The organism is Streptomyces toyocaensis (assembly GCF_000725125.1).
Classification (GTDB): Bacteria; Actinomycetota; Actinomycetes; order Streptomycetales; family Streptomycetaceae; genus Streptomyces; species Streptomyces toyocaensis.
Window position 1 is genome coordinate 50,712 of the sequence record NZ_JFCB01000002.1, and the last position, 19,746, is coordinate 70,457.

19 protein-coding genes and 2 pseudogenes are annotated in these 19,746 nt (G+C 73.1%); 9 read left to right on the forward strand and 12 right to left on the reverse strand.

The genetic code is table 11. The annotated features are described in order from the left end of the window. Window positions 1-200 precede the first annotated feature (200 nt). Genes BU52_RS04085 through BU52_RS04095 form a run of 3 tightly spaced genes read right to left on the reverse strand, consistent with a single transcriptional unit; the run spans window position 201 to window position 3,185 of the window. Entirely contained in the window at window positions 201-1,415 is a 1,215-nt protein-coding gene (locus tag BU52_RS04085) for an FUSC family protein (protein ID WP_078903108.1), read from the reverse strand. Between the two features lie 30 nt (window positions 1,416-1,445). Next, entirely contained in the window at window positions 1,446-2,102 is a 657-nt protein-coding gene (locus BU52_RS04090) for an HAD family hydrolase (protein ID WP_037928217.1), read from the reverse strand. Window positions 2,103-2,144: 42 nt separating this feature from the next. Beyond that, entirely contained in the window at window positions 2,145-3,185 is a 1,041-nt protein-coding gene (locus BU52_RS04095; RefSeq protein WP_037928220.1) for a PHP domain-containing protein, read from the reverse strand. Between the two features lie 124 nt (window positions 3,186-3,309). Between BU52_RS04095 and BU52_RS04100 the strand changes: the two genes are divergently transcribed. Both BU52_RS04100 and BU52_RS04105 read left to right on the forward strand, forming a co-directional pair. Continuing rightward, window positions 3,310-4,119: an SDR family oxidoreductase gene (locus BU52_RS04100; RefSeq protein WP_051857933.1), complete on the forward strand. Its 810-nt coding sequence runs from the start codon at window positions 3,310-3,312 to the stop codon at window positions 4,117-4,119. Window positions 4,120-4,173: 54 nt separating this feature from the next. Then, window positions 4,174-4,449, forward strand: a complete 276-nt coding sequence (locus tag BU52_RS04105; protein ID WP_037928223.1) for a hypothetical protein — start codon at window positions 4,174-4,176, stop codon at window positions 4,447-4,449. A 124-nt stretch (window positions 4,450-4,573) separates the two neighbouring features. Here BU52_RS04105 and BU52_RS04110 read toward each other — a convergent pair whose 3' ends face one another. The 3 genes from BU52_RS04110 to BU52_RS04120 all read right to left on the reverse strand — a co-directional run bounded on the left by BU52_RS04110 (window position 4,574) and on the right by BU52_RS04120 (window position 6,301). Next, on the reverse strand, window positions 4,574-5,050 hold the full coding sequence (locus BU52_RS04110) for a VanZ family protein (protein WP_037928226.1): 477 nt from the start codon (window positions 5,048-5,050) through the stop codon (window positions 4,574-4,576). A 61-nt stretch (window positions 5,051-5,111) separates the two neighbouring features. Beyond that, on the reverse strand, window positions 5,112-5,774 hold the full coding sequence (locus BU52_RS04115; RefSeq protein WP_037928228.1) for a DUF4230 domain-containing protein: 663 nt from the start codon (window positions 5,772-5,774) through the stop codon (window positions 5,112-5,114). 146 nt (window positions 5,775-5,920) lie between these two features. Continuing rightward, the gene (locus tag BU52_RS04120) at window positions 5,921-6,301 is read right to left on the reverse strand and encodes an anti-sigma factor antagonist (RefSeq protein ID WP_037928230.1); all 381 of its coding nucleotides are present in this window, start codon (window positions 6,299-6,301) and stop codon (window positions 5,921-5,923) included. 261 nt (window positions 6,302-6,562) lie between these two features. On the opposite strand from BU52_RS04120, the gene BU52_RS04125 reads away from it, so the two are divergent. Further along, a complete protein-coding gene (locus tag BU52_RS04125; RefSeq protein ID WP_037928232.1) occupies window positions 6,563-6,955 on the forward strand; it encodes a VOC family protein in 393 nt (130 codons plus the stop codon). 7 nt (window positions 6,956-6,962) lie between these two features. Here BU52_RS04125 and BU52_RS04130 read toward each other — a convergent pair whose 3' ends face one another. Together BU52_RS04130 and BU52_RS04135 are read right to left on the reverse strand one after the other, a co-directional pair. Beyond that, on the reverse strand, window positions 6,963-7,262 hold the full coding sequence (locus tag BU52_RS04130; RefSeq protein ID WP_037928234.1) for a DUF4235 domain-containing protein: 300 nt from the start codon (window positions 7,260-7,262) through the stop codon (window positions 6,963-6,965). A 68-nt stretch (window positions 7,263-7,330) separates the two neighbouring features. Beyond that, complete coding sequence (locus BU52_RS04135; protein WP_037928235.1) at window positions 7,331-8,356, reverse strand: glutathione S-transferase family protein; 1,026 nt, start codon at window positions 8,354-8,356, stop codon at window positions 7,331-7,333. A gap of 101 nt (window positions 8,357-8,457) precedes the next feature. Between BU52_RS04135 and BU52_RS04140 the strand changes: the two genes are divergently transcribed. Beyond that, on the forward strand, window positions 8,458-9,414 hold the full coding sequence (locus BU52_RS04140) for a cation diffusion facilitator family transporter (protein WP_107061084.1): 957 nt from the start codon (window positions 8,458-8,460) through the stop codon (window positions 9,412-9,414). Between the two features lie 78 nt (window positions 9,415-9,492). Here the strand turns inward: BU52_RS04140 and BU52_RS04145 are convergent, their stop codons facing one another. Beyond that, the gene (locus tag BU52_RS04145; protein WP_037928239.1) at window positions 9,493-9,936 is read right to left on the reverse strand and encodes a nitroreductase family deazaflavin-dependent oxidoreductase; all 444 of its coding nucleotides are present in this window, start codon (window positions 9,934-9,936) and stop codon (window positions 9,493-9,495) included. A gap of 93 nt (window positions 9,937-10,029) precedes the next feature. Next, a pseudogene (locus tag BU52_RS33000) lies at window positions 10,030-10,396 on the reverse strand (hypothetical protein). A 129-nt stretch (window positions 10,397-10,525) separates the two neighbouring features. On the opposite strand from BU52_RS33000, the gene BU52_RS04155 reads away from it, so the two are divergent. After that, a complete protein-coding gene (locus tag BU52_RS04155; protein WP_051857895.1) occupies window positions 10,526-11,050 on the forward strand; it encodes a flavoprotein in 525 nt (174 codons plus the stop codon). A gap of 172 nt (window positions 11,051-11,222) precedes the next feature. Here BU52_RS04155 and BU52_RS33220 read toward each other — a convergent pair. After that, a pseudogene (locus BU52_RS33220) lies at window positions 11,223-11,708 on the reverse strand (DUF4232 domain-containing protein); the annotation flags it as partial. Window positions 11,709-11,773: 65 nt separating this feature from the next. Then, the gene (locus BU52_RS04160; protein ID WP_037928246.1) at window positions 11,774-14,152 is read right to left on the reverse strand and encodes a SpoIIE family protein phosphatase; all 2,379 of its coding nucleotides are present in this window, start codon (window positions 14,150-14,152) and stop codon (window positions 11,774-11,776) included. Window positions 14,153-14,384: 232 nt separating this feature from the next. On the opposite strand from BU52_RS04160, the gene BU52_RS04165 reads away from it, so the two are divergent. The 4 genes from BU52_RS04165 to BU52_RS04180 all read left to right on the forward strand — a co-directional run bounded on the left by BU52_RS04165 (window position 14,385) and on the right by BU52_RS04180 (window position 19,653). Then, window positions 14,385-16,625, forward strand: a complete 2,241-nt coding sequence (locus BU52_RS04165) for a glycoside hydrolase family 9 protein (protein ID WP_037928248.1) — start codon at window positions 14,385-14,387, stop codon at window positions 16,623-16,625. A gap of 175 nt (window positions 16,626-16,800) precedes the next feature. Further along, window positions 16,801-17,046 carry a hypothetical protein gene (locus BU52_RS04170; RefSeq protein ID WP_037928250.1) on the forward strand — a complete coding sequence of 82 codons (246 nt, stop codon included), beginning with the start codon at window positions 16,801-16,803 and terminating at the stop codon, window positions 17,044-17,046. A gap of 3 nt (window positions 17,047-17,049) precedes the next feature. Continuing rightward, a complete protein-coding gene (locus BU52_RS04175; protein ID WP_037928251.1) occupies window positions 17,050-17,427 on the forward strand; it encodes a toxin Doc in 378 nt (125 codons plus the stop codon). Window positions 17,428-18,012: 585 nt separating this feature from the next. Continuing rightward, window positions 18,013-19,653, forward strand: coding sequence for an RICIN domain-containing protein (locus BU52_RS04180; protein WP_037928254.1), 1,641 nt, complete (start codon window positions 18,013-18,015; stop codon window positions 19,651-19,653). Window positions 19,654-19,746: the final 93 nt, after the last annotated feature.

The following is a 19,746-nucleotide window of genomic DNA, read 5'->3' on the forward strand; positions in this document are numbered from 1 at the left end:
TCACGGTCGGGGCGGACCGGGGGCGGGCGCGGACGGCGGTCGCCTCTCGGCGAAAGGCTCCACAGGGCTTCAGCCGGACGATCGTCCCTGTGGGCGAATGGTGAGGCCCGGGGACACTGTCCCGTCCGCAGCCGCGATCGGTTCAACGGGCAACGACCTCCGGGTGTTCCGCGTCCGGCCGCCCACGGCGGTGAGGTGCGTCACCGGGCCGGCTTCCCCCCGTCGAGATCGGCCCAGAGATTCTCCGCCTGAAGGAGCAGCGCACCGAGGACGGCCGTCCGGGCCGGTCCCTGACCCGCCTCCTCCCGCAGTCCTTCCTGCAGCCTCTCGTGCAGCTCCCGCATCGCCGACTCCGTCCGCTCGTCCAGCAGGGGGTCCGCCTGCGCGCCGCCGTGCACCAGCCGGTCGGCCTCGGCCCTGCAGCTGTCACCGATCAGCTCCAGCAACCGCGCGTAACGGCGCAGCACCGCGGCGTCCGGCGCGGCGGGCGTCCGCTCCTCGTCCGCGGCCACCGCCAGCGTGCGGGTCAGCGCCGTGACGTGGCCGGTGACGCGGCCGAACCGCTCGTCCTCCTCCTCGGGCGGCAGGGCCTTGGCCGGCACCCGGTGCAGGGCGCGCAGGGGCCCCGAGGTCAGCCGCAGGCTCTCCCTGCTCCAGCCGCGCGCCGAGCGCAGCGCCTCCAGACGGTCCTGGAGCCGCGCGGAGGCCCCGACCCAGCCGACGGCCGTCTTCCCGTCCCACTCTCCGTCGTACAGGTCCCGGGCCACGATGTGCAGCACGTCACCCGTCTCCCGGGCGAGGGCGGCCAGGTTCTCCCGTACGTCCCGCAGATGGATCGGGGGCAGGACCAGCGCGTTGACGGCGACGCCGATGACCGCGCCGAGCGCGGCCTGTCCCAGCCGGTGCCCGACGGCGGTCGCGCTCACCGTCCCCGTGGCGATGGTGAACACCGCCGTGGTGGCGGCGTAGACGCCCTGGTCGCCGAAGCGCGGCCAGTTCGACAGCAGCATCAGCACCGGCAGGGACAGGGCGAGGGCACCCGTGGTGTCGTCGGTGACCGCCTGCGCCCCCGACGCCACCAGGGCGCCCACGCAGATCGCGGCGAACTGCCGTGTCCCCTGGACCAGCGAGCTGTACACGGTGGCCTGCACCAGGACCAGTGCCACCCACGGCGCCATGAGGGCCATGGGGTCGCCGAGCCAGACCTGTGCCAGCAGCCACGCCAGAACGGCCGCCGCGGCGGCCTTCAACGACTGGACGAACAGATCCCGCTCCCGGCCGGGCCCCCGCCACGCGGCCAGCGCCGCCCGCCCCACGGACCGCGCGTCCCACCGTACGGCGTTGCGTACCCGCGCCACCGGTGCCGTCGGCCCGGTGGCGTCACCCTGCCCTGTCTCTTCCCGCACGTCTGCCATGCCCCGCGGGTTTCCCGCGGGGCCGGGGCCTCATGCCAGGGGACTCTCCGGCAGGGACGCCAGGAGGTCCGCCGGGTCGGCGAAGACCGCTTCCGCGCCCGCCTCCACCAGGTCGGTGCGAGGGATGCCTCCGCACAGCACACCCACGCAACGCACACCGGCGCGGCTGCCCGCCCGCATGTCCCACACCGTGTCACCGACGAAGACGGCCCGCTCGGCCGGCACCCCGGCAAGCTCGAGGGCGTGCTCGACGGGCTCGGCCGAGGGCTTGCCCTCCTCCACGTCGTCGGCGCTCGCCGTGGCGGTGATCGCCTCGTCGGCGTCGATCGCCCGGAGCAGCGCGCTCAGTTCGGCACCGCCCGCCGAGGTCGCCAGCACCACCGTCCAGCCGTCCCGGTGCAGCCGCTTCAGCAGCCGGCCGGCGTCCGGCAGCGCCGGCAGCCGGTCGAAGTACTGCCCGTACAGCGCCTTGTGCGCGGCACTCAGCTCCTCGTCGCGGCCGGTGTCCCGGTCCTCGCCCAGCAGATGCGCGACCAGGCCGGAGGAGGGCAGGCCCACCGCCCGGTGGACGGCGTGCATCGGCACCCGGTGACCCGCCTGCCGGAAGGCCTCCCACCAGGCCGTCACGTGCAGATGGTTGGTGTCGACCAGAGTGCCGTCGACGTCGAACACGGCCGCCCGTTCCATGTGCGGTCCCTTCCTTCCTCGCTGACCGGCACGAGTACCACCTCAGCCGCCCGTCACTCCGGAGGGCACCTTCCGCTCCCGCGACCACGCCAGCAGCTCGTCCAGGGACCAGGTGGTGACCACCCGCTCGTGCGGCACCCCGCACTCCTCCGCCCGTGCGCACCCGAGGATCTGCCAGTCCAGCTGGCCCGGCGCGTGCGCGTCGGTGTCGATCGAGAAGAGGACGCCGGCCTCCACCGCCCGCCGCAGCAGCCGGCGCGGCGGGTCGAGCCGCTCGGGCCTGCTGTTGATCTCCAGGGCGGTGCCGGTCTCCGCGCATGCCGCGAACACCTCGTCGGCGTCGAACTGCGACTCCGGCCGGCCGCGTCCGGTCAGCAGCCGCCCGGTGCAGTGCCCGAGGACGTCGGAGTGCGGGTCGCGCACCGCGGCCACCATGCGCCGGGTCATCGACCGGGCGTCCATGCGCAGCTTGGAGTGCACGGACACCACCACGACGTCCAGCCGCTCCAGGAGCTCCGGCTCCTGGTCGAGCGAGCCGTCCTCGAGGATGTCGCACTCGATGCCGGTCAGCAGCCGGAACGGCGCCCAGCTGTCGTTGAGCTCCGCGATCACATCCAGTTGCTCGCGCAGCCGGTCCGCCGACAGCCCGCGCGCCACGGTCAGCCGCGGCGAGTGGTCCGTGAGGGCGGCCCATGCGTGCCCGAGAGCCGCGGCGGTGCGGCCCATCTCCTCGATCGGACTGCCGCCGTCCGACCAGTCGGAGTGCAGATGGCAGTCCCCACGCAGCAGCGCTCGCATCTCCCGCCCCTCCCGGTCGGCGGGTTCCCCGGCGGCCTCGTCCTCCAGCTTCCGCAGATAGCCGGGGACGTCCCCGGCCAGCGCCTCCCGCGCCACCTGCGCGGTCTTCGGCCCGACCCCCCTGAGGCCCTCGAGCGTTCCCGCCGCCGCCCGCTCGCGCACCTCGTCCGCGCCGAGCTCCGACAGCGTCCGCGCCGCGGTGCGGAAGGCACGGACGCGGTACGTCGGTGCCAGGGACCGCTCCAGCAGAAAGGCGATCCTGTCCAACGCCTCGACGGGGTCCATCGCCACCTCCTGGCTCCAGGGTTCCCCAGGGCGCGTACGGCCGCACGGCGGAAGCGGGGGTTGGTTCCGTGCGGGCGGGGGTACTGCGATGCGGCGCACCCGCACCGCCGACCAGGAGGCCCGCATGTCACACCCCACCGCCCCGAGCACCAGGGCCGCCGTGATCACCGGCGCCGACTCCGGCATCGGCCGGGCCACCGCCGTGCGCCTGGCCGCCGCGGGCATGGACGTGGGTATCACCTGGCACAGTGACCGCGAGGGTGCGGAGGAGACCGCCGAGGAGGTCCGGGCGCACGGACGGCGGGCCGAGGTCGCGCCCATGGACCTCACCCGGCTGCCCGGGGCGGCGGACACCGTCGACGAACTGTGCGGTCGCCTGGGCCGGGTCGACGTGCTGGTCAACAACGCCGGTACGGGCACGATGACGCCCTTCCTCGACCTGGACCTGTCCACGGTGCGCGAGGTGCTCGACGTGGATCTGATCGGCCCGTTCCTGTGCGGGCAGAAGGCGGCGCGCCACATGATCCGGCAGGGCGACGGGGGCCGCATCGTCAACGTGACGTCCGTGCACGAGCACCAGCCCCGGGTGGGGGCGGCGCCGTACTGCGCCGCCAAGGGCGGTCTCGGGCTTCTCACCCAGGTCATGGCGCTGGAGCTCGCCGAGCACGGCATCACCGTCAACGCGGTCGCCCCGGGCGAGATCGCCACCCCCATGACCGGTCAGGAGGACACCGACCCGCACACCGAGCGCCGTCCCGGTGTCCCTCTCGGACGGCCGGGAGACGCGCGTGAGGTGGCCGCGGTCATCGCCTTCCTCGCCGGGCCCGACGCCTCGTACGTCACCGGTGCCTCCTGGAGCGTGGACGGCGGGATGCTCCGCATGGGCCCGCAGGCCGGGTCGCACCTGACCGGCGACGACTGGCGCAGGCCCTGAGCGCCGGTGCGCCCGGACGCCGCGTCCGCACCGTTTGCGCTCTACCCTCGAGGCATGACCGAAAGCGCGAGCCCGTACATGTCGCACCCGCGGATCATGGTGCTCGGGGTACAGCCCGGGACTCCGCCGTTCCGCATCGTGGAGATCGACGGACAGGTGGTCGGCGAGGCGAGGAGCGTCACCGACGTGCTGCACGCCGCCGCCGCGTTCGGGATCACGGTTCACGACCTGGACGATCCGGACGTGGTCCGCTGGGTGGGCGGGGACAAGTTCACCTGGACCCTGCGCCAGGCTCCCCGCGCCCGCCAGAGGCAGGAGGAGCGGCCCTAGGCAGGCGCTCTCTTCGTCTCCCGGCTTCCCCGCGCGGACAGGTGGCCCGGGGGGAGCCCGGCTGCCCACGGACGCACGGGACCGGTGGCCGGTGGCGGCGCTCACCCCACGGCGCCGGCGGCCGTCAGGCCTTCGGCTTCCGAGCGTGCACCGCCCGGCTGAGGCGCCGGCCGAGGAGCAGATACCCGATCAGCGCCCCGCCCGTGTTCAGGATGACGTCGTCGATGTCGAAGGCGCGTCCGGTCACCAGGGCGCCCTGGGCGGACTCCACCAGCAGCATCACGACGGCCGTCAGCACGAGCACCCGCAGGAATCCGCGGGTGCGCGGCGCGACGACCGGCGCGAGCACGCCGAACGGCACGCCGAGCAGGATGTTGCCGCCGATCTGGCGCACGGCGTCGCGCAGCCCGGGCTGGTCGAGATAGGCCCGCAGGGAGCGCCCCGGACGCAGGTTCGTGTGGGTCAGCGCCTCCGAGGCGGGGGAGGGCTGCAGGGTGAGCCGGGCCAGGACCACCGCGAAGACGACCATGAAGACGATGGCGCACAGCAGCACCAGGAGCCGCAGGGGCAGAGGGAGCGGACGTGGGGCGGCGCGGTCCATCGTGTTTCCTCCAGCTGTCAACTTCCGTGTGGGACAGGGCGCTTACCCGTGGAGAGGGAGGTCAGTCGCCATAGGTGACCCGCACCTCCTTGAACCCCAGTGAGCGCAGCAGGTTTTCGAGCATCTCGGTGGTGTTGGACTCGGCCCGCCCGGTGAGACCGCTCTCCTTCGCCGCGTCGCCGATGTGCCGCACCGCGAGCTTCTGCACGGCCTGTTCACTGTGGGGGTTGTCGGAGAAGAGGTCGCCCAGCCGGTCGAGCAGCCCGCGTTGCTTGGAGACGGCGTAGGACCGCTCCGGGTCCAGCGCCGGGGTGCCCAGGCGGGCGTGGGGCAGCCGCAGTGTGGCGGAGGTACGGTCGTCGTCGACCCGTACGTCGTCCCCGTCCAGCGCGCCGAGGTCGACATAGGCGTCCACGGTGCCGGCGCCGACGTACAGGGTGCGGCTGCCGCGAACCGCGTCGGGCAGGAACTTCGCGTCCTTCTCCAGGTCCACCACGACCTGGAAATTGCCCGAGGCGGCCTCGTAGCGGCTGATGTCCTGGATGGACTCCAGGAGTGCGGGTCCGGAGCGGTCCCGGGTCTCCGTTCCGAACAGGTCCTTCAGCCCGGGCAGCACGCTCAGCCGGAGCCCGGCGAACAGCACGGCCAGCAGCAGCACCACCGAGCCGACCACCTTCACCCACCCGGGTACGCGGCCGGTCGGTCCCTTCACGGGATTCGTCATGGCGACGGCCCTCCTTCCTCCCGTCCTGATGCCCCCCAGTTCCAAGAGCAGACAGGGGAGTTGACGAACGGGAGACCGCAGCGGAAGCACATCGGGGGCGCACGGTGGGTGATCCGGTCACCGGGCCGCCGGCGGGCATCGGCGGCTCAGAAAGTGCCGGGGGCGGACTCGGGCTGTTCCAGGGCCGCGTCCAGGGTCGGCCACGGGGGCAGCAGCCGGGACAGGCCGGTGACGCGGAGCATCCGCAGCGTCAGGGCGTGGGTGCAGACGAGACGCAGGCTGCCGGGCCCTTCCGTGGTCCGGTGCAGGGCCCGGTAGAGCAGGCGCAGCCCCGAGCAGTCGAAGAACTCGACACGGGTCAGGTCGATCACGACCCGCGTGTCCGGTTCGGCGGTCGCCCTGTCCAGATGCGGGACGATCTCCTCGGCCGCGGCGATGTCGATCTCACCGCGGAACTCCAGCACCGTGTGTCCCCGGTCCCGACGGACGCGCAGATGCCGGGTCAGCGGCGCAGGTTCGTACCGCACGACGCCATCGCCTCCAGCCTGCTCCGTGCAGCGGGGGAGGGGAGCGGGCCCCACACCGTCCCCCGCCCTGCAAGTTACCTTCGAACGAATGAATTTGAGCATGTTCGATTGACATATGTCTCCGCATGGCGACCAAGTTTCTTTTCCCGTCTCTTCGGCGCCCCTTCGGCGCCGCCGGACCGACTGAAACCGGCGAGCGGGGACAGGTGTCACCTACAGGGCGGGGCGGAGGCGCCCCGCGCCGGACCTCGCGGAGGAGACATGACACTGGTGACGACGGGTGTGGTGGTGCTGGACTGCGCCGAGCCCGAGAAACTCGCCGAGTTCTACAAGGAGTTGCTGGCCGCCGAGGAGGCCGACGCCAACGCCAACCGGGTGGAGATCCGGGCCGCCGACGGCTTCCGCCTGGCCCTGCGCCGCGACGTCAACGCCACCGCGCCCAGCTGGCCCCGCCCGGAGAACTCGCTCCAGGCGCACCTGGAGTTCGTGGTGGACGACCTCGACGAGGTGGAACGCCGGATCGTCAGCCTCGGGGGCCGCCCGCTGGACACGGGCGACCCCGCGGGGCCCGCCGAGGAGCGCGGTTACGCCGACCCGGCGGGCCATTCCTTCACCGTCCGCCGGGGCACCCCGACGGCGCCCAAGCAGGGCTGACCGGCTGTCAGTCGCGGCCGCCCTTGTCCGGGACCGGCCAGGTGCCCGTGGAGCGTTCGATCGCCTTGGCGCCCGCACGGTCCACGGCACTGCGCACCACCGCGAAGATGGCGCCCTGGATTGCCGCGGCCAGCAGGATCTCGCCCCACTTGCGGTCCCGGTCGAGTGCGTCCGGCGCGTCGTCCTCGTGCCGGACGATCTTCCAGGTCTTCTGGAAGGCCATCCCGGCCACGGTGCCGCTCGTCCAGCCCAGCGCGAAACCGATGGGCTTGTACGCGAGGGGCAGCTTCTTGCTCTTCTTCGCCACGTGGATCTCCTAGGTCGGCTCTGTCGTTTCGTCGGTCGATGGTTCTTGGGGCAGGGCGGCCGGGGAGGTCAGGGGTGGCCCCGTGCCGGGATCCGTTCGCCGTCCCGCACCGGCCCCGGCGGGGTGCCGTCCCCGAACGGCCTGCCGCCCAGTTCCTCGCGGTGGTGCGGCGCCGTCCAGCCGGACAGGTCGGGACCGAGCGGCACGATGCCGGACGGGTTGATGCCGGTGTGCACCTGGTAGTAGTGCCGCTTGATGTGGTCGAAGTCCACGGTGTCTCCGAAGCCGGGCGTCCGGTACAGGTCACGGACGTATGCCCACAGCACCCGGTTCTCCGTCAGTTTCCACCGGTTGCACTTGAAGTGGCCGTGGTACACCGCGTCGAACCGCACCAGGGTGGTGAACAGCCTGATGTCCGCCTCGGTGATGGTGTCGCCGACCAGGTACCGCTGCCGCTCCAGCCGCTCGGCCAGCAGCTCCAGGCGCCGGAACAGGGCCGTGCACGCCTCCTCGTACTCCTTCTGTCCGGTCGCGAAACCCGCCCGGTAGACACCGTTGTTGACGTCCCGGAAGACGTCGTCCATCACCGCGTCGATCTCGTCGCGCAGCGCCTTCGGATACAGGTCGGGTGCCCCCTCGCGGTGCAGCGCGGTCCACTCGGTGGCGAGATCGAGGGTGATCTGCTGGTAGTCGTTGGTGACCAGTCTCCCGTCGGCCGTGTCCACGATCGCCGGCACGCTCACCCCACCGGGGTAGCCCGTCCCGCGCCGGTCGTACGCCTCGCTCAGGTACCGGATGCCGAGGACCGGGTCACGGCCGTCCGGATCCAGGGTGAAGCGCCAGCTCCGGTCGTCCTGGAGCGGATCCGTGACGGCCAGGGACAGCGCGTCCTCCAGGCCGAGCAGCCGCCGGGACACCAGGGCCCGGCTCGCCCACGGGCAGGCCCGGCTCACCACGAGCCGGTAGCGCCCGGCCTCCACCGGCCAGCCGTCCCTGCCGTCCGCGGTGATCCGGTCCGCGAAGTGGGCCTTCGACCTGCTGAACGCCTTCCTGCCGTAGGAACTGTTGCCGCCGCCCCCGTCGTCGCGGCCCATGGTGTTCTCCTTGTCGCCGTCGGGATGTCCCTGTGACCGCGTTCCCCGTTTTCGGCCGACGGCACGGTGTGCGCTGGGCCGACCGGGGCAACCGGCCGAGGGTGAGTACTCGATCGGATCGCAGAACCCGGATCACCGTGCTGGTGGCGCTCGCAGCCAATCTGGTGATCGCCCTCGCCAAGGCGGTCGGAGGCCTCGCCGCGTCGTCCCCGGCGCTGCTGTCGGAAGCGGCGCACTCGGTCGCCGACAGCACGAACGAGGTGTTCCTGCTGGCCGCTCTGCGGCGCAGCCGGCGCCCGGCCGACCGCCGTCACCCGTTCGGGTACGGCAAGGAGCGGTTCTTCTGGTCGCTGCTCGCCGCCGTCGGAATCTTCGTCATGGGCGGCTGCTTCTCGTTCTACCAGGGCGTCGGGGCGCTCAGGAACGGGAGCGAGGAGCATCTGGGCGGCTATGTCGCCGGACTGATCGTGCTCGGTGTCGCCCTGCTCGCCGAGGGCGGCTCGCTGCTGCGGGCCGTGTACCAGGTGCGCAGGCAGGGCGGCGGACTCCACGACCCCGCGCTGCGCACGGTGATCGCCGAGGACGGCACCGCGGTGGTCGGCGTCACCCTGGCCATGGCCGGCATGGCGCTGCACATGATCACCGGGCAGGTGGTGTGGGAGGCGTCCGCGTCGCTGGCCATCGGGGTGCTGCTGGTCTACGTCGCCTACCGGCTCGGGCGTGAGGCCCGTGACCAGCTGATCGGCGAGGCCGCCGACCCGGAGGCGAGCGGGCGCATCAGGGAACTGCTGCGGGCACAGCCCGAGATCGACAGCGTGGAGGCTCTCCTCACCATGAAGACCGGCCTGGACACCATGCTGGTGGCCGCGCGCGTCGACCTGATGCCGGGACTGGACAGCGAGCGGGTGGAGGAGGTCGCCGTGCGCATCAAGCGGTCCATCGCCCACACCTTCCCCGAGGCGGACCAGATCTTCCTCGACGTCACCGAGCGGGGCGCCCCGGAGGCGTGCGAGGCATGGGAAAGCCCCGCCGCGACGGGGGAACGCGACGGGGCCTGAGGCACGGATGCCCGGCAGCCGGCGCTTCATGCGCACCGGGACGGAGAATCCCGGTTCCGCCCGCCGGGCCCGCACCCGTCAGTCCCGCTCGTGCCGTTCCAGCACGAAGACGGGGATCTCACGGTCCGTCTTCTTCTGGTAGTCGGCGTACGGCGGATAGGCCGCGACGGCGCGCTTCCACCACTCGGCCTTCTCCTCCCCGGTGACCTCACGGGCCGTCATGTCCCATTTCCCGGGCCCGTCCTGGACCTCGACGTGCGGGTCGGCCTTGAGGTTGTGGTACCAGACCGGGTGCTTGGGCGCGCCGCCCAGCGAGGCCACGGCCGCGTAGCGCCCCTCGTGCTCGACCCGCATCACCGGCGTCTTGCGCAGCTTGCCGCTCTTCGCGCCCCGGCTGGTCAGCAGGATGACGGGCATCCCCTGCATCGTCGTTCCCCGCGTGCCGCCGGAGCTCTCGTACAGCTCCACCTGTTCGCGCACCCAATTCGTCGGACTGGGTTCGTACTCGCCCTGGAGAGGCATGGCATCCGTCCCATCGTTCTGGCGTACTGCGGCTGAGTCGATCATCCGGAGAACACCACCGCACGCGGGATTCATCCGGACCGGGCCCGGGCGTCAGCCGCCATCCGCCATCCGCAGCGCGAGCGCCGTCATCACCCCGCTCGCCACCAGCGCGGTCACCGGACGGCCCCGGCGGCCGGTCGGGGCCCGGCCGAGCAGGGCGCCGCCCCCTGCCGGCAGCACCAGCACGCAGAGCCGGGGCCGGTCCGAGCGCCGGCTGCGGGACCGCCGCGAGGGCCGAGCCGCCCGGCGTGGCGGCGAGGGCGTACATCCCGTCGGCCGTGGCGACGCCCAGGGCCGCGCAGACCCCGGTGCGCAGGGAGGTACGGGCGGTGAGGGAGACGAGGTACGCGCCGACGGCACCCACGGGGACGGCGATGCCGTAGCCGGCGAGCAGCCCCACGAGAAGCGCCGCCGTCACCGGAGCGGCGGTGTCGGTCCCTCCCACGGGCCGACAGCAGCGGGAGTGGACGGGTCCTCATGGCAGGATCCTGTGGTTCCCCTCCGGGGACGGGCATGCGGTTTTCCGGGAAGTGACTAGGGTGTGCGGATGGCCCGGAAGCCCTTCCTCCATGTCGTGGTCTGCGCCGCGGGTGTCGCCGCGGACGTCAGCAAGCTGATCACCTGCGCGCAGGAGCGCGACTGGGAGGTCGGGGTCGTCGCGACACCGGCCGCCATGAACGGCTTCTTCGACACCGCCGCCGTCGAGACGCTGACCGGCCGGCCGATCAGGTCCGCCTGGCGCACCCCGGGCGAGCCGAGTCCGTTCCCCGCCCCGGACGCCGTGGTGGTCGCACCCGCCACCTTCAACACCGTCAACAAGTGGGCCGCCGGAATCGCGGACACGCTCGCCCTCGGCACCCTGTGCGAAGCCGCCGGTCTCGGCGTACCGATCGCCGTCCTGCCCTGCGTGGCCGGCGCGCTGGCCGCCCATCCCGCCTACCGGGACAGTCTCACCCGGCTGCGCGGCATGGGCGTGCGCTTCGGTGATCCGTACGCGGGCGGGGCCGAACCGGACGGCGGGCGGCCGGACTTCGGCTGGGAGCGGGCGCTGGACCTGCTGCGGCGGGACTGACGCGCCCGCCTGGACCGCGCGGCGGGCGTCCACCACTGAGCGAGGGGGTCAGGGACCGCTGCCGGGCCGCAGCACCGTGAGGCACACCGAGGAGGTGTTGCCGGACACCGGGACCGCGCCGGCCCGCCACGGCACCCTCGAACGGGTCCCGTTCATCCGGTGGAGTGACGAGGAGCGCCGCCGGGGTCGCCGCGCGTGCGCCGCTGACCCCGGGGCTCGCGTACCGCATGCCCGCCCGGACGCTGTCGCCGGATGCCGGCGTCACGGTCGCCGCGTCACCGGGCGCGCGCTCCGGGTCCCGGCCCAGCCGCTCGCCGGCCGCGTCCGCGAAGGCGGCGCCCGGATACCCGCGGAGGGTGCGGGTGCGCGAGGAGACGTTCGTCAGCACGACGGGGACGTTGCGCTGTCCCGCTCCCGGGTCCAGGCGGCCGGCCGTGGCGCTCAGGTCGGCGGTGCGGCACCTGGTTGCGGGACGGCCGGTGCGGCCGGTCGCCGTCCGGGTCCCGGGGCCGGGTGAAGCGGCGGATCCGCTCGCGACCGCGCTCCCCGGGGAGTTCCCCGGACGTGGGGACGGCGGACGCCGAGGGCCGGTCGGGGGCTCCTCGGGATCCGCTCCCGGTGGCGCAGGAGACCGGCGCGGCGAACACGGCGTGCGCACCCGCCCCCCCGACGGCCACCCGCCGCGACCCGTCCGTCATGGGGCACCCGCCTCATGTCCCGGTGTCACATCTCGTCCGCCAGGGTCAGTTCCGACCAGATGGTCTTGCCCTCGGCCGTGTGCCTGCTGCCCCAGCGCTGGGTGAGCTGGGCGACCAGCAGCAGGCCGCGCCCGCCCTCGTCCCACGTCTTGGCCCGGCGCAGGTGCGGGGCGGTGTGGCTGGTGTCGGACACCTCGCAGATCAGCGTCGAGGCGTCGTGGATCAGCCGCAGCCGGATGGGCGGGGCGCCGTACCGGATGGCGTTGGTGACCAGCTCGCTCACCACCAGTTCCGCGGTGAACGAGGCCTCGGTCAGCGCCCAGGTGCCCAGCTGGTCGAGGACCTGCTTGCGGATGGGGGCCACCAGCGCCGGGTCGGAGGGAATGTCCCAGGTGGCGACCTGCGCCGCCGGCAGCCCATGGGTACGGGCCAGCAGCAGGGCCACGTCGTCGGTCGCGCCGCCCGGCGAGAGCACGGTCTGCAGGACGCGGTCGCAGGTCTCGTCGAGCGGGCCGGTGGCGTGGGACAGCGCCTCGCGCAGCAAGGCGTGACCGGCCTCGGGGTCCCGCCCGCGCGACTCCACCAGCCCGTCGGTGTAGAACGCCAGCACCGCTTCGTCGGGCAGCTCCAGCTCGGCCGACTCGAACGGAAGCCCGCCCACGCCCAGCGGCGGGCCGGACGGCAGCTCCAGGTGCCGGGCCGCACCGCCCGGCGGGATCATGACCGGCGCGGGATGCCCCGCCCGGGCCAGGGTGCAGCGCCGCGACACCGGGTCGTACACCGCGTACAGGCAGGTCGCGCCGACCTCCCCGTGCCCGGGGTCGCCGCCCGACTCCTGCGACAGGTGGTGGACCAGGTCGTCCAGGTGGGTGAGGAGTTCGTCCGGGGCCAGGTCGATGTCGGCGAGGGTGCGTACCGCGGTGCGCAGCCGGCCCATGGTCGCGGACGCCTGGATGCCGTGTCCCACCACGTCCCCGACCACCATGGCCACCCGCATCCCGGACAGCGGGATGACGTCGAACCAGTCGCCGCCCACACCGGTGCGCGCGGCCGGCAGATAGCGGGTGGCCGCCTCCACGGCGGGCGTGCGCGGCAGGGTGCGGGGGAGCAGGCTGCGCTGGAGGGCGAGGGTGGTCTCGCGCTCGCGGGAGTAGCGGCGCGCGTTGTCGATGCAGACGGCGGCACGCGCGGTGACCTCCTCGGCCAGCAGCACGTCGTCGTGGGTGAACGCCTCGGGGTGGCTGAAGCGGGTGAAGGCGGCGACGCCGAGCGTGGTCCCGCGGGCCTGGAGCGGGACGGACAGGATCGCGTGCACGCCGTGCTGCAGGATCTCCCGGGCCCGCACGTCGTCCACGGCGAGCCACGGGTCGAGTTCGCCGGAGGACACCGAGGCCATGATGCTGTGACCCGCGATCAGTGAGTCGGCATGGGGCGCGGCGGCCGGGTAGACGACCACCTCGCCCACTTCGGTGGTCGCCTCGGGGTTGCCCGGCGTGCGGGACTGGTGGGCGACCCGGCGCAGCGAGACCGGCGCGGTCAGCGGGTGGACGGGCTCACCCCCGGGCTCGTCGGGCTCCAGCAGGTCCACGCTGACGAAGTCGGCCAGCGCGGGGACGCAGACCTCCGCCAGCTCCTGCGCCGTCCGGGCGACGTCCAGGGTGGTGCCGACGCGCATGCTGGCCTCGTTGACCAGTTGCAGCCGCTCCCGCCCCCGGTACTGCTCGGTGAAGTCGTGCACCGTCACGCACACGCCCCGCACGCGACGGGTCCGGTCGGTGAGCGGCGCGAGCCGCGCCAGCCAGGCGTGCGCACGGTCCTCGCCGGTCGCCTTCATGTAGGTCTGCATCTCGTACGGCCGGCCGGTGCGCAGCACCTGGCTCAGGTGCCGCTCGAGTTCGGCGTGCTGCGGACGGCTGCCGACGTCGGTGGGCCTGAGCCCGCGCAGATGGGCGGCCGGCAGCCCGAGGAGGAACGCCATGGCGTCGTTGACCCCGTGCAGTCGCAGCCCTTCGTCGAAGACCATCGCCGCGCAGGGGGACTGGAACACCGCCGCCCTGACCAGCGGATCGTCGGGCAGTTCGTGGTCCGAGGTCTCCAGCGGGGTGACGGCGAGCCACTCGCCGGGGCCGTTGCCCGACGGCTTTCTGTGATGGGCGAGCATCCACACGGTGACCGTGTCGCCGTCGCGGCGCCGCAGCACCAGGGTGCCGCTCCAGCGGGTGGCCGGCAGCCGGGGCGGGACCGCCGAATCGGCCAGCAGGCCGGCGGCCGGACGGCCGACGACCTCCTCGGCCGGATAGCCCAGCAGCAGGCGCGCACCCTCGTTCCACCGCACGAGCGTGCCGTCGGAGGCGATGACGGCCCGGGCCGTCACGGCATCGTCGAACGGGTCCTCCGGCCTCATCGCCACTCCATCGCGCACACTCACCGTGAACCGGTGCATCGCCAGGGTCCCAGCCTAGTGCGTCGGGGCGCGCCGCGAACGCGAGGACTCCGCCCGGGTGCGCACCGGGCGGACCGTCACCAGTCCCGTCCCAACCGTTGACGGACCGTCACACCTGCCACAACCATGGTCCGCGTACGGTGATGGGAGCGCTCCCATCACCCGGCCCCCGCCTCCCCAGAGGAGCCCATACGTGAACAGACGCCGCACCGCACTGCTGTCCCTGACCGGCCTGCTGGCGACCGCCCTCACCGCGCTGCCCGCCCCGGCCGGCGCCGACGAGGTCGAGCAGGTCCGCAACGGAACCTTCGACAACGGCACCGACCCCTGGTGGGCCTCCGCCGGCGTCACCGCGGAGCCGTCCGAGGGACGCCTGTGCGCCGACGTCCCCGGCGGCACCACCAACCGCTGGGACGCGGCCGTCGGCCAGAACGACATCACCCTGGTCAAGGGGGAGTCCTACCGCTTCTCGTTCAGCGCGACCGGCGCGCCCGCGGGCCACGTCGTGCGCGCGGTCGTCGGCCTGCAGGTGGAGCCGTACGACACCTACTACGAGGTGTCCCCGCAGCTCAGCGTCTCGGGCGACACCTACTCGTACACCTTCACCTCGCCCGTCGACACCGCACGGGGACAGGTCGGCTTCCAGCTCGGCGGCAGCGCGGACCCCTGGCGGTTCTGCGTGGACGACGTGTCCCTCCTGGGAGGGGTCGCCCCCGAGCCGTACGAACCGGACACCGGACCCCGCATCCGGGTCAACCAGGTCGCCTACCTGCCCGCGGGGCCCAAGAACGCCACCCTGGTCACCGACGCCACCGAGCGGCTGCCCTGGCGGCTGAAGGACGAAGGGGGCCGTGTGGTGCGGCGGGGCTGGACCGTGCCGCGCGGCACCGACGGCTCCTCCGGCCAGAACGTCCACTCCGTCGACTTCGGCGCCCACCGGGTGCGGGGGACCGGCTACACCCTGGTCGTAGACGGTGAGACCAGCCGGCCCTTCGACATCGACGCGACGGCCTACGAGCGGCTGCGGCTGGACTCGGCGAAGTACTACTACACCCAGCGCAGTGGCACCGCGATCCGCGACGACCTGCGTCCCGGCTACGGCCGCCCGGCCGGACACGTGGACGTGGCCCCCAACCAGGGGGACGGCGGGGTGCCGTGTCAGCCCGGAGTCTGTGACTACACCCTCGACGTCACCGGCGGCTGGTACGACGCCGGCGACCACGGCAAGTACGTCGTCAACGGCGGCATCAGCACCTGGGAGGTGCTCAGCACCTACGAGCGCGCCCGGCACGCCCGCACCGGCGAGGCGGACAGGCTGGGCGACGGGACGCTGGACATCCCGGAGAGCGGCAACAAGATCCCGGACATCCTCGACGAGGCCCGCTGGGAGCTGGAGTTCCTGCTGAAGATGCAGGTCCCCGACGGTGAGCCGCTGGCCGGAATGGCCCACCACAAGATCCACGACGAGCAGTGGACCGGACTGCCCCTGCTGCCCGGCGACGACCCGCAGAAGCGGGAACTGCACCCGCCGACCACCGCCGCCACCCTGAACCTCGCGGCCACGGCCGCACAAGCGGCACGGCTCTACCGCTCCTACGACAAGCAGTTCGCGGCCACGGCCCTGGCGGCGGCCCGCAAGGCCTGGGCGGCGGCCCTCGCCCACCCGGACCTCCTCGCCGACCCGGACGACGGGGTCGGTGGCGGCGCCTACCCCGACGACACCGTGGCCGACGAGTTCTACTGGGCGGCCGCCGAGCTCTACATCACCACGGGGGAAAGGCAGTTCGAGGAGTACGTGCTGAGCTCCCCGGTGCACACCGCCGACATCTTCGGCCCCCTCGGCTTCGACTGGGCACGCACCGCCGCGGCCGGCCGGCTGGACCTCGCGACCGTGCCGAACCGGCTGCCCGGCCGGGACAAGGTCCGCCGCTCCGTCGTCAAGGGCGCCGACGGCTACCTGGCCACGCTGAAGGCCCACCCGTACGGCATGCCGTACGCGCCGGCCGGCAACGTCTACGACTGGGGCTCCAGCCACCAGGTCCTCAACAACGCGGTGGTCCTCGCCACGGCCTACGACCTCACCGGGGCCTCCAAGTACCGGGACGGCGCGCTGCAGAGCATGGACTACATCCTGGGCCGCAACGCCCTGAACATCTCGTACGTCACCGGATACGGCGAGGTCAACGCGCACAACCAGCACAGCCGCTGGTACGCCCGCCAGCTCGACCCGAACCTGCCGAACCCGCCCGCCGGCACGCTCTCCGGCGGACCCAACTCCAGCATCCAGGACCCCTTCGCGCAGTCCAAACTCCAGGGCTGTGTCGGTCAGTTCTGCTTCATCGACGACATCCAGTCCTGGTCGACCAACGAGCACACCATCAACTGGAACGCGGCGCTGACCCGGATGGCCTCCTTCGTGGCCGATCAGGGCTGAGGCCGCTCCTCCCCGCGGGCCGGCGGCCACTCGGCCGCCGGCCCCTGCCCCACCGGTTCCGCAGGTGACCCGCGTCTCGGCGGGACGGTCCTGCCGTGTGTCTGTGGGTACCCCTTCGTCTACCGCTTGAGCTGGGCATATTTACGGGTCAGTACCCGCGCGGTACCGTGAACCCATGCCAGCTCTCAACGTGGAGTTCAGCGACCGCGAGCTCGAGGACCTGCGGCAGATCGCCAAGGAGCGGGGTACGTCCATGAAGGCGCTCGTGCGGGAGGCGGCCGCGGCGGACATAGCCCGCCACCGTGCCCTGCAGGAGGGCGCGGAGGCCTTCCGCCGGTTCTTCGCCTCCCACAAGGACGAGTTCGCCGCCGCCTTCCCGGACGACGAATCTCCCGCCAAGGGCGCGGGGCGGGCCGCCTGACCGATGGCACCCGAGCTGCACATCGACGTGCCCTGGCTGCTCCAGCGGCACGAGGAGGTCCTTCCGGACCAGCCCACCGTCACCGACTTCTCCGCCCTCGTCGCGGCCGTCGCCCGGCACCGCGTCGACCCGCCCCGGCTGGGTGTGAACTCCGACGCGGCCTGGCGGGCGGCCGCCCTGCTGCACACCCTGGCCGTCCTCCGGCCGCTGCCCTCGGCCAACGCACGCTTCGCCTGCGCCACGGCCGTGGCCTACATGTTCGTCAGCGGGGCCGGTATCGACCCGCCCTACGGCGCCCTGGTCGACCTCGCGCGCGATCTGATCTCCGGCGAGGCCGATGTCTACGCCGCGGCCGACCGGCTGCGCTCCTGGCAGATCTGAGCCCGCTTCGAGCGGCGCGCGGAGGGTCCGGCCCTCTGGCCGCCGGCCGAGGGCGGGAGGGTCGGGGCCGGTGGCCGTGCGCGCAGGGGAGCCGCCGTCCCTGCGCGTGACCTCCGAGAAGGGCCGTGACCAGTCGACTGCGTTCCGGCGTGCGCCGGGAGCGTGCGTGGAGCGCCGGCGCGAGCGCCGCATGCACACGGGGTGCGGCGCGTGCCGGGCGGACGGGCGGACGGGCGAGGAGGTGGGCGCCGGGCGTCCCCTGCGTCGTCCCGGATGTGAAGGCCGGGAATAACCAGGTCGGAAAGCCGGAGCGAGGATGGTCGGCCGCCTTCCCTTTCTGACTTTCTGTCAACGCGCGGATGTTGCCCGGCCGCCTTGTTGGCCGACTGCGGGTTGTGCGAGAGTGAGCCACCCGTGAGGGGGTAAAGGCCGGTGACGCAAGCGAGTTGAGGAACCGGATCCGATTCGCCGCAGGTGAATTCGCGCCCCCCGCGCCACGCCAAAGAGGTATGCACCAATCGGGCTTCCTTTTCGGCGTCGGAAATCGCTCGAATGTCACATGCGCTGTGGGAAGGAACCATCTCGGTGCACACCCCCCACCCCCCTCGACCTCCGTATCCCCCGCCGGGCGGGGACCCCGGGGAATCCGACGAGGCCCTCGCCGCCCTGCTGCGGGGCCGTCCGGAGGGCGAGGCCACCCGTGCCGTCGCGCTGCTGACGGCACGGCACTGGCAGTCGATGCACGACTACGCGGCGGTCTGCCTCGCCTCGTCCGGGCAGACCGCCGCGATGGTCTGCGCGGCCGCCCTGCACCAGGTGCTGGACCGGATCGCCACAGGTGAATCGGCCGTCGCCCTCCGGCCGGTGCTGCTGGTGGGGGTACGGGACACGGTCCGGGAGTGGGCCGCCGACGATCGAATAGCAGCAGTTCTGCCGGCGTTGCAGAAACCGGCCGGTGGCCGCGGCATGCGTGCGGCGGCGAGCATGACTCCGGAAAACCGCGCACTCGCTCATCGGGCATTCCGCACCCTGCCCGCACTCGCGCGCTGTTTGCTGTGGCACGTCGAGGTCGAGGCGGAGCCGATTTCCGTACCGGCCGGTCTGCTGGGCATGGATCCCGACATCGCGTCGGGCGCACTCGAACAGGCACGGGACACATTCCGTCACGGTTGTGTCCACGCCCATCAAGAACTGGCACCGACGAAGGACTGCCGCTTCTACAACCGTCTCCTCGACGTCCCCATCCGCCGCGGCGGAGCCCTGCTGCCGGACGTCCGGCAGCATCTGGCGGAGTGCCGCTACTGCCGGAACGCGGCAGAACAACTGAGCCACTTCGAGGGCGGTCTGGGCACGCTGATCGCCGAGGCGATGCTCGGGTGGGGGGCCCGGCGCTATCTCGACTCGCGTCCGAGGCGCGCGGCGGCCGGACCGCGCGGCGGCCGGGCGGCCCGCCGGCGCCGGGGCGGGGACGGTCCCTCCGGCAGCGGCAGGCACCGGCTGCTGTCCCGGATCCCCGTCCCGGACCGCCTCGCGGGCCTCGCGCTCCCGGACCCGGTGCGTTCCACCAGGACCCTGCTCACCGGCCTCGGCGCGGTGTCCGCCGGGGTGCTGGTGAGCATGCTCATCGCCGGATCCTCCACTCCGGACGGGGGCGCGGCCGACCCGACGGGCTCCCACGGCGCGGCGGGCGGCCGTGCCGCCCTCCCGTCCGCGTCCCCGCCCGGTGCCGCCGGACTCCCCACCGCCCCGGGCCGCACCCGGCTGCGCCATGTCGCCTCGGGCCTGTGCCTCGACACCCGGGGCGAACCCCAGGACGGTTCCGGGACGCGGCTGGCGGACTGCTCCTCGGAGTGGACCCAGCAGTGGACCTACGAGGACGACGGGCTGCTGCGCAACGTGGCCGACCCGGGCCTGTGCCTGGACTCGCACAAGGACGCCGGTGTCGTCGTCCTCGGAACCTGCGCCGACACCGGGGACCGGCGTCGCGACGACGTACGCTACGACCTCACGTCCCAGGGCGAGTTGCTGCCCCGCTGGGACGGACAGCTGGCCCTGACGCCCGCGACCCTTGACGCGAACGCCGACATCGTCGTCAAGGTACGCGACCGGACGGTGAACCAGCGCTGGGCGGCCGAGGCCGTACGGACCGCCACGGAATCCCTCTCCCTCACCGGCACGGACACCCCGCCGGCCCGACGGGCGGAACTGGCCGAACCGCCGGCGTGAGCACGCGCGGCCGGGTCGGGCCCTCCCGGGAGCCCGCCCCGGCCGCGCGGCACGCGACTCGGAGCGGCGGCCGGCATGCGGCGGAGCCGCCGG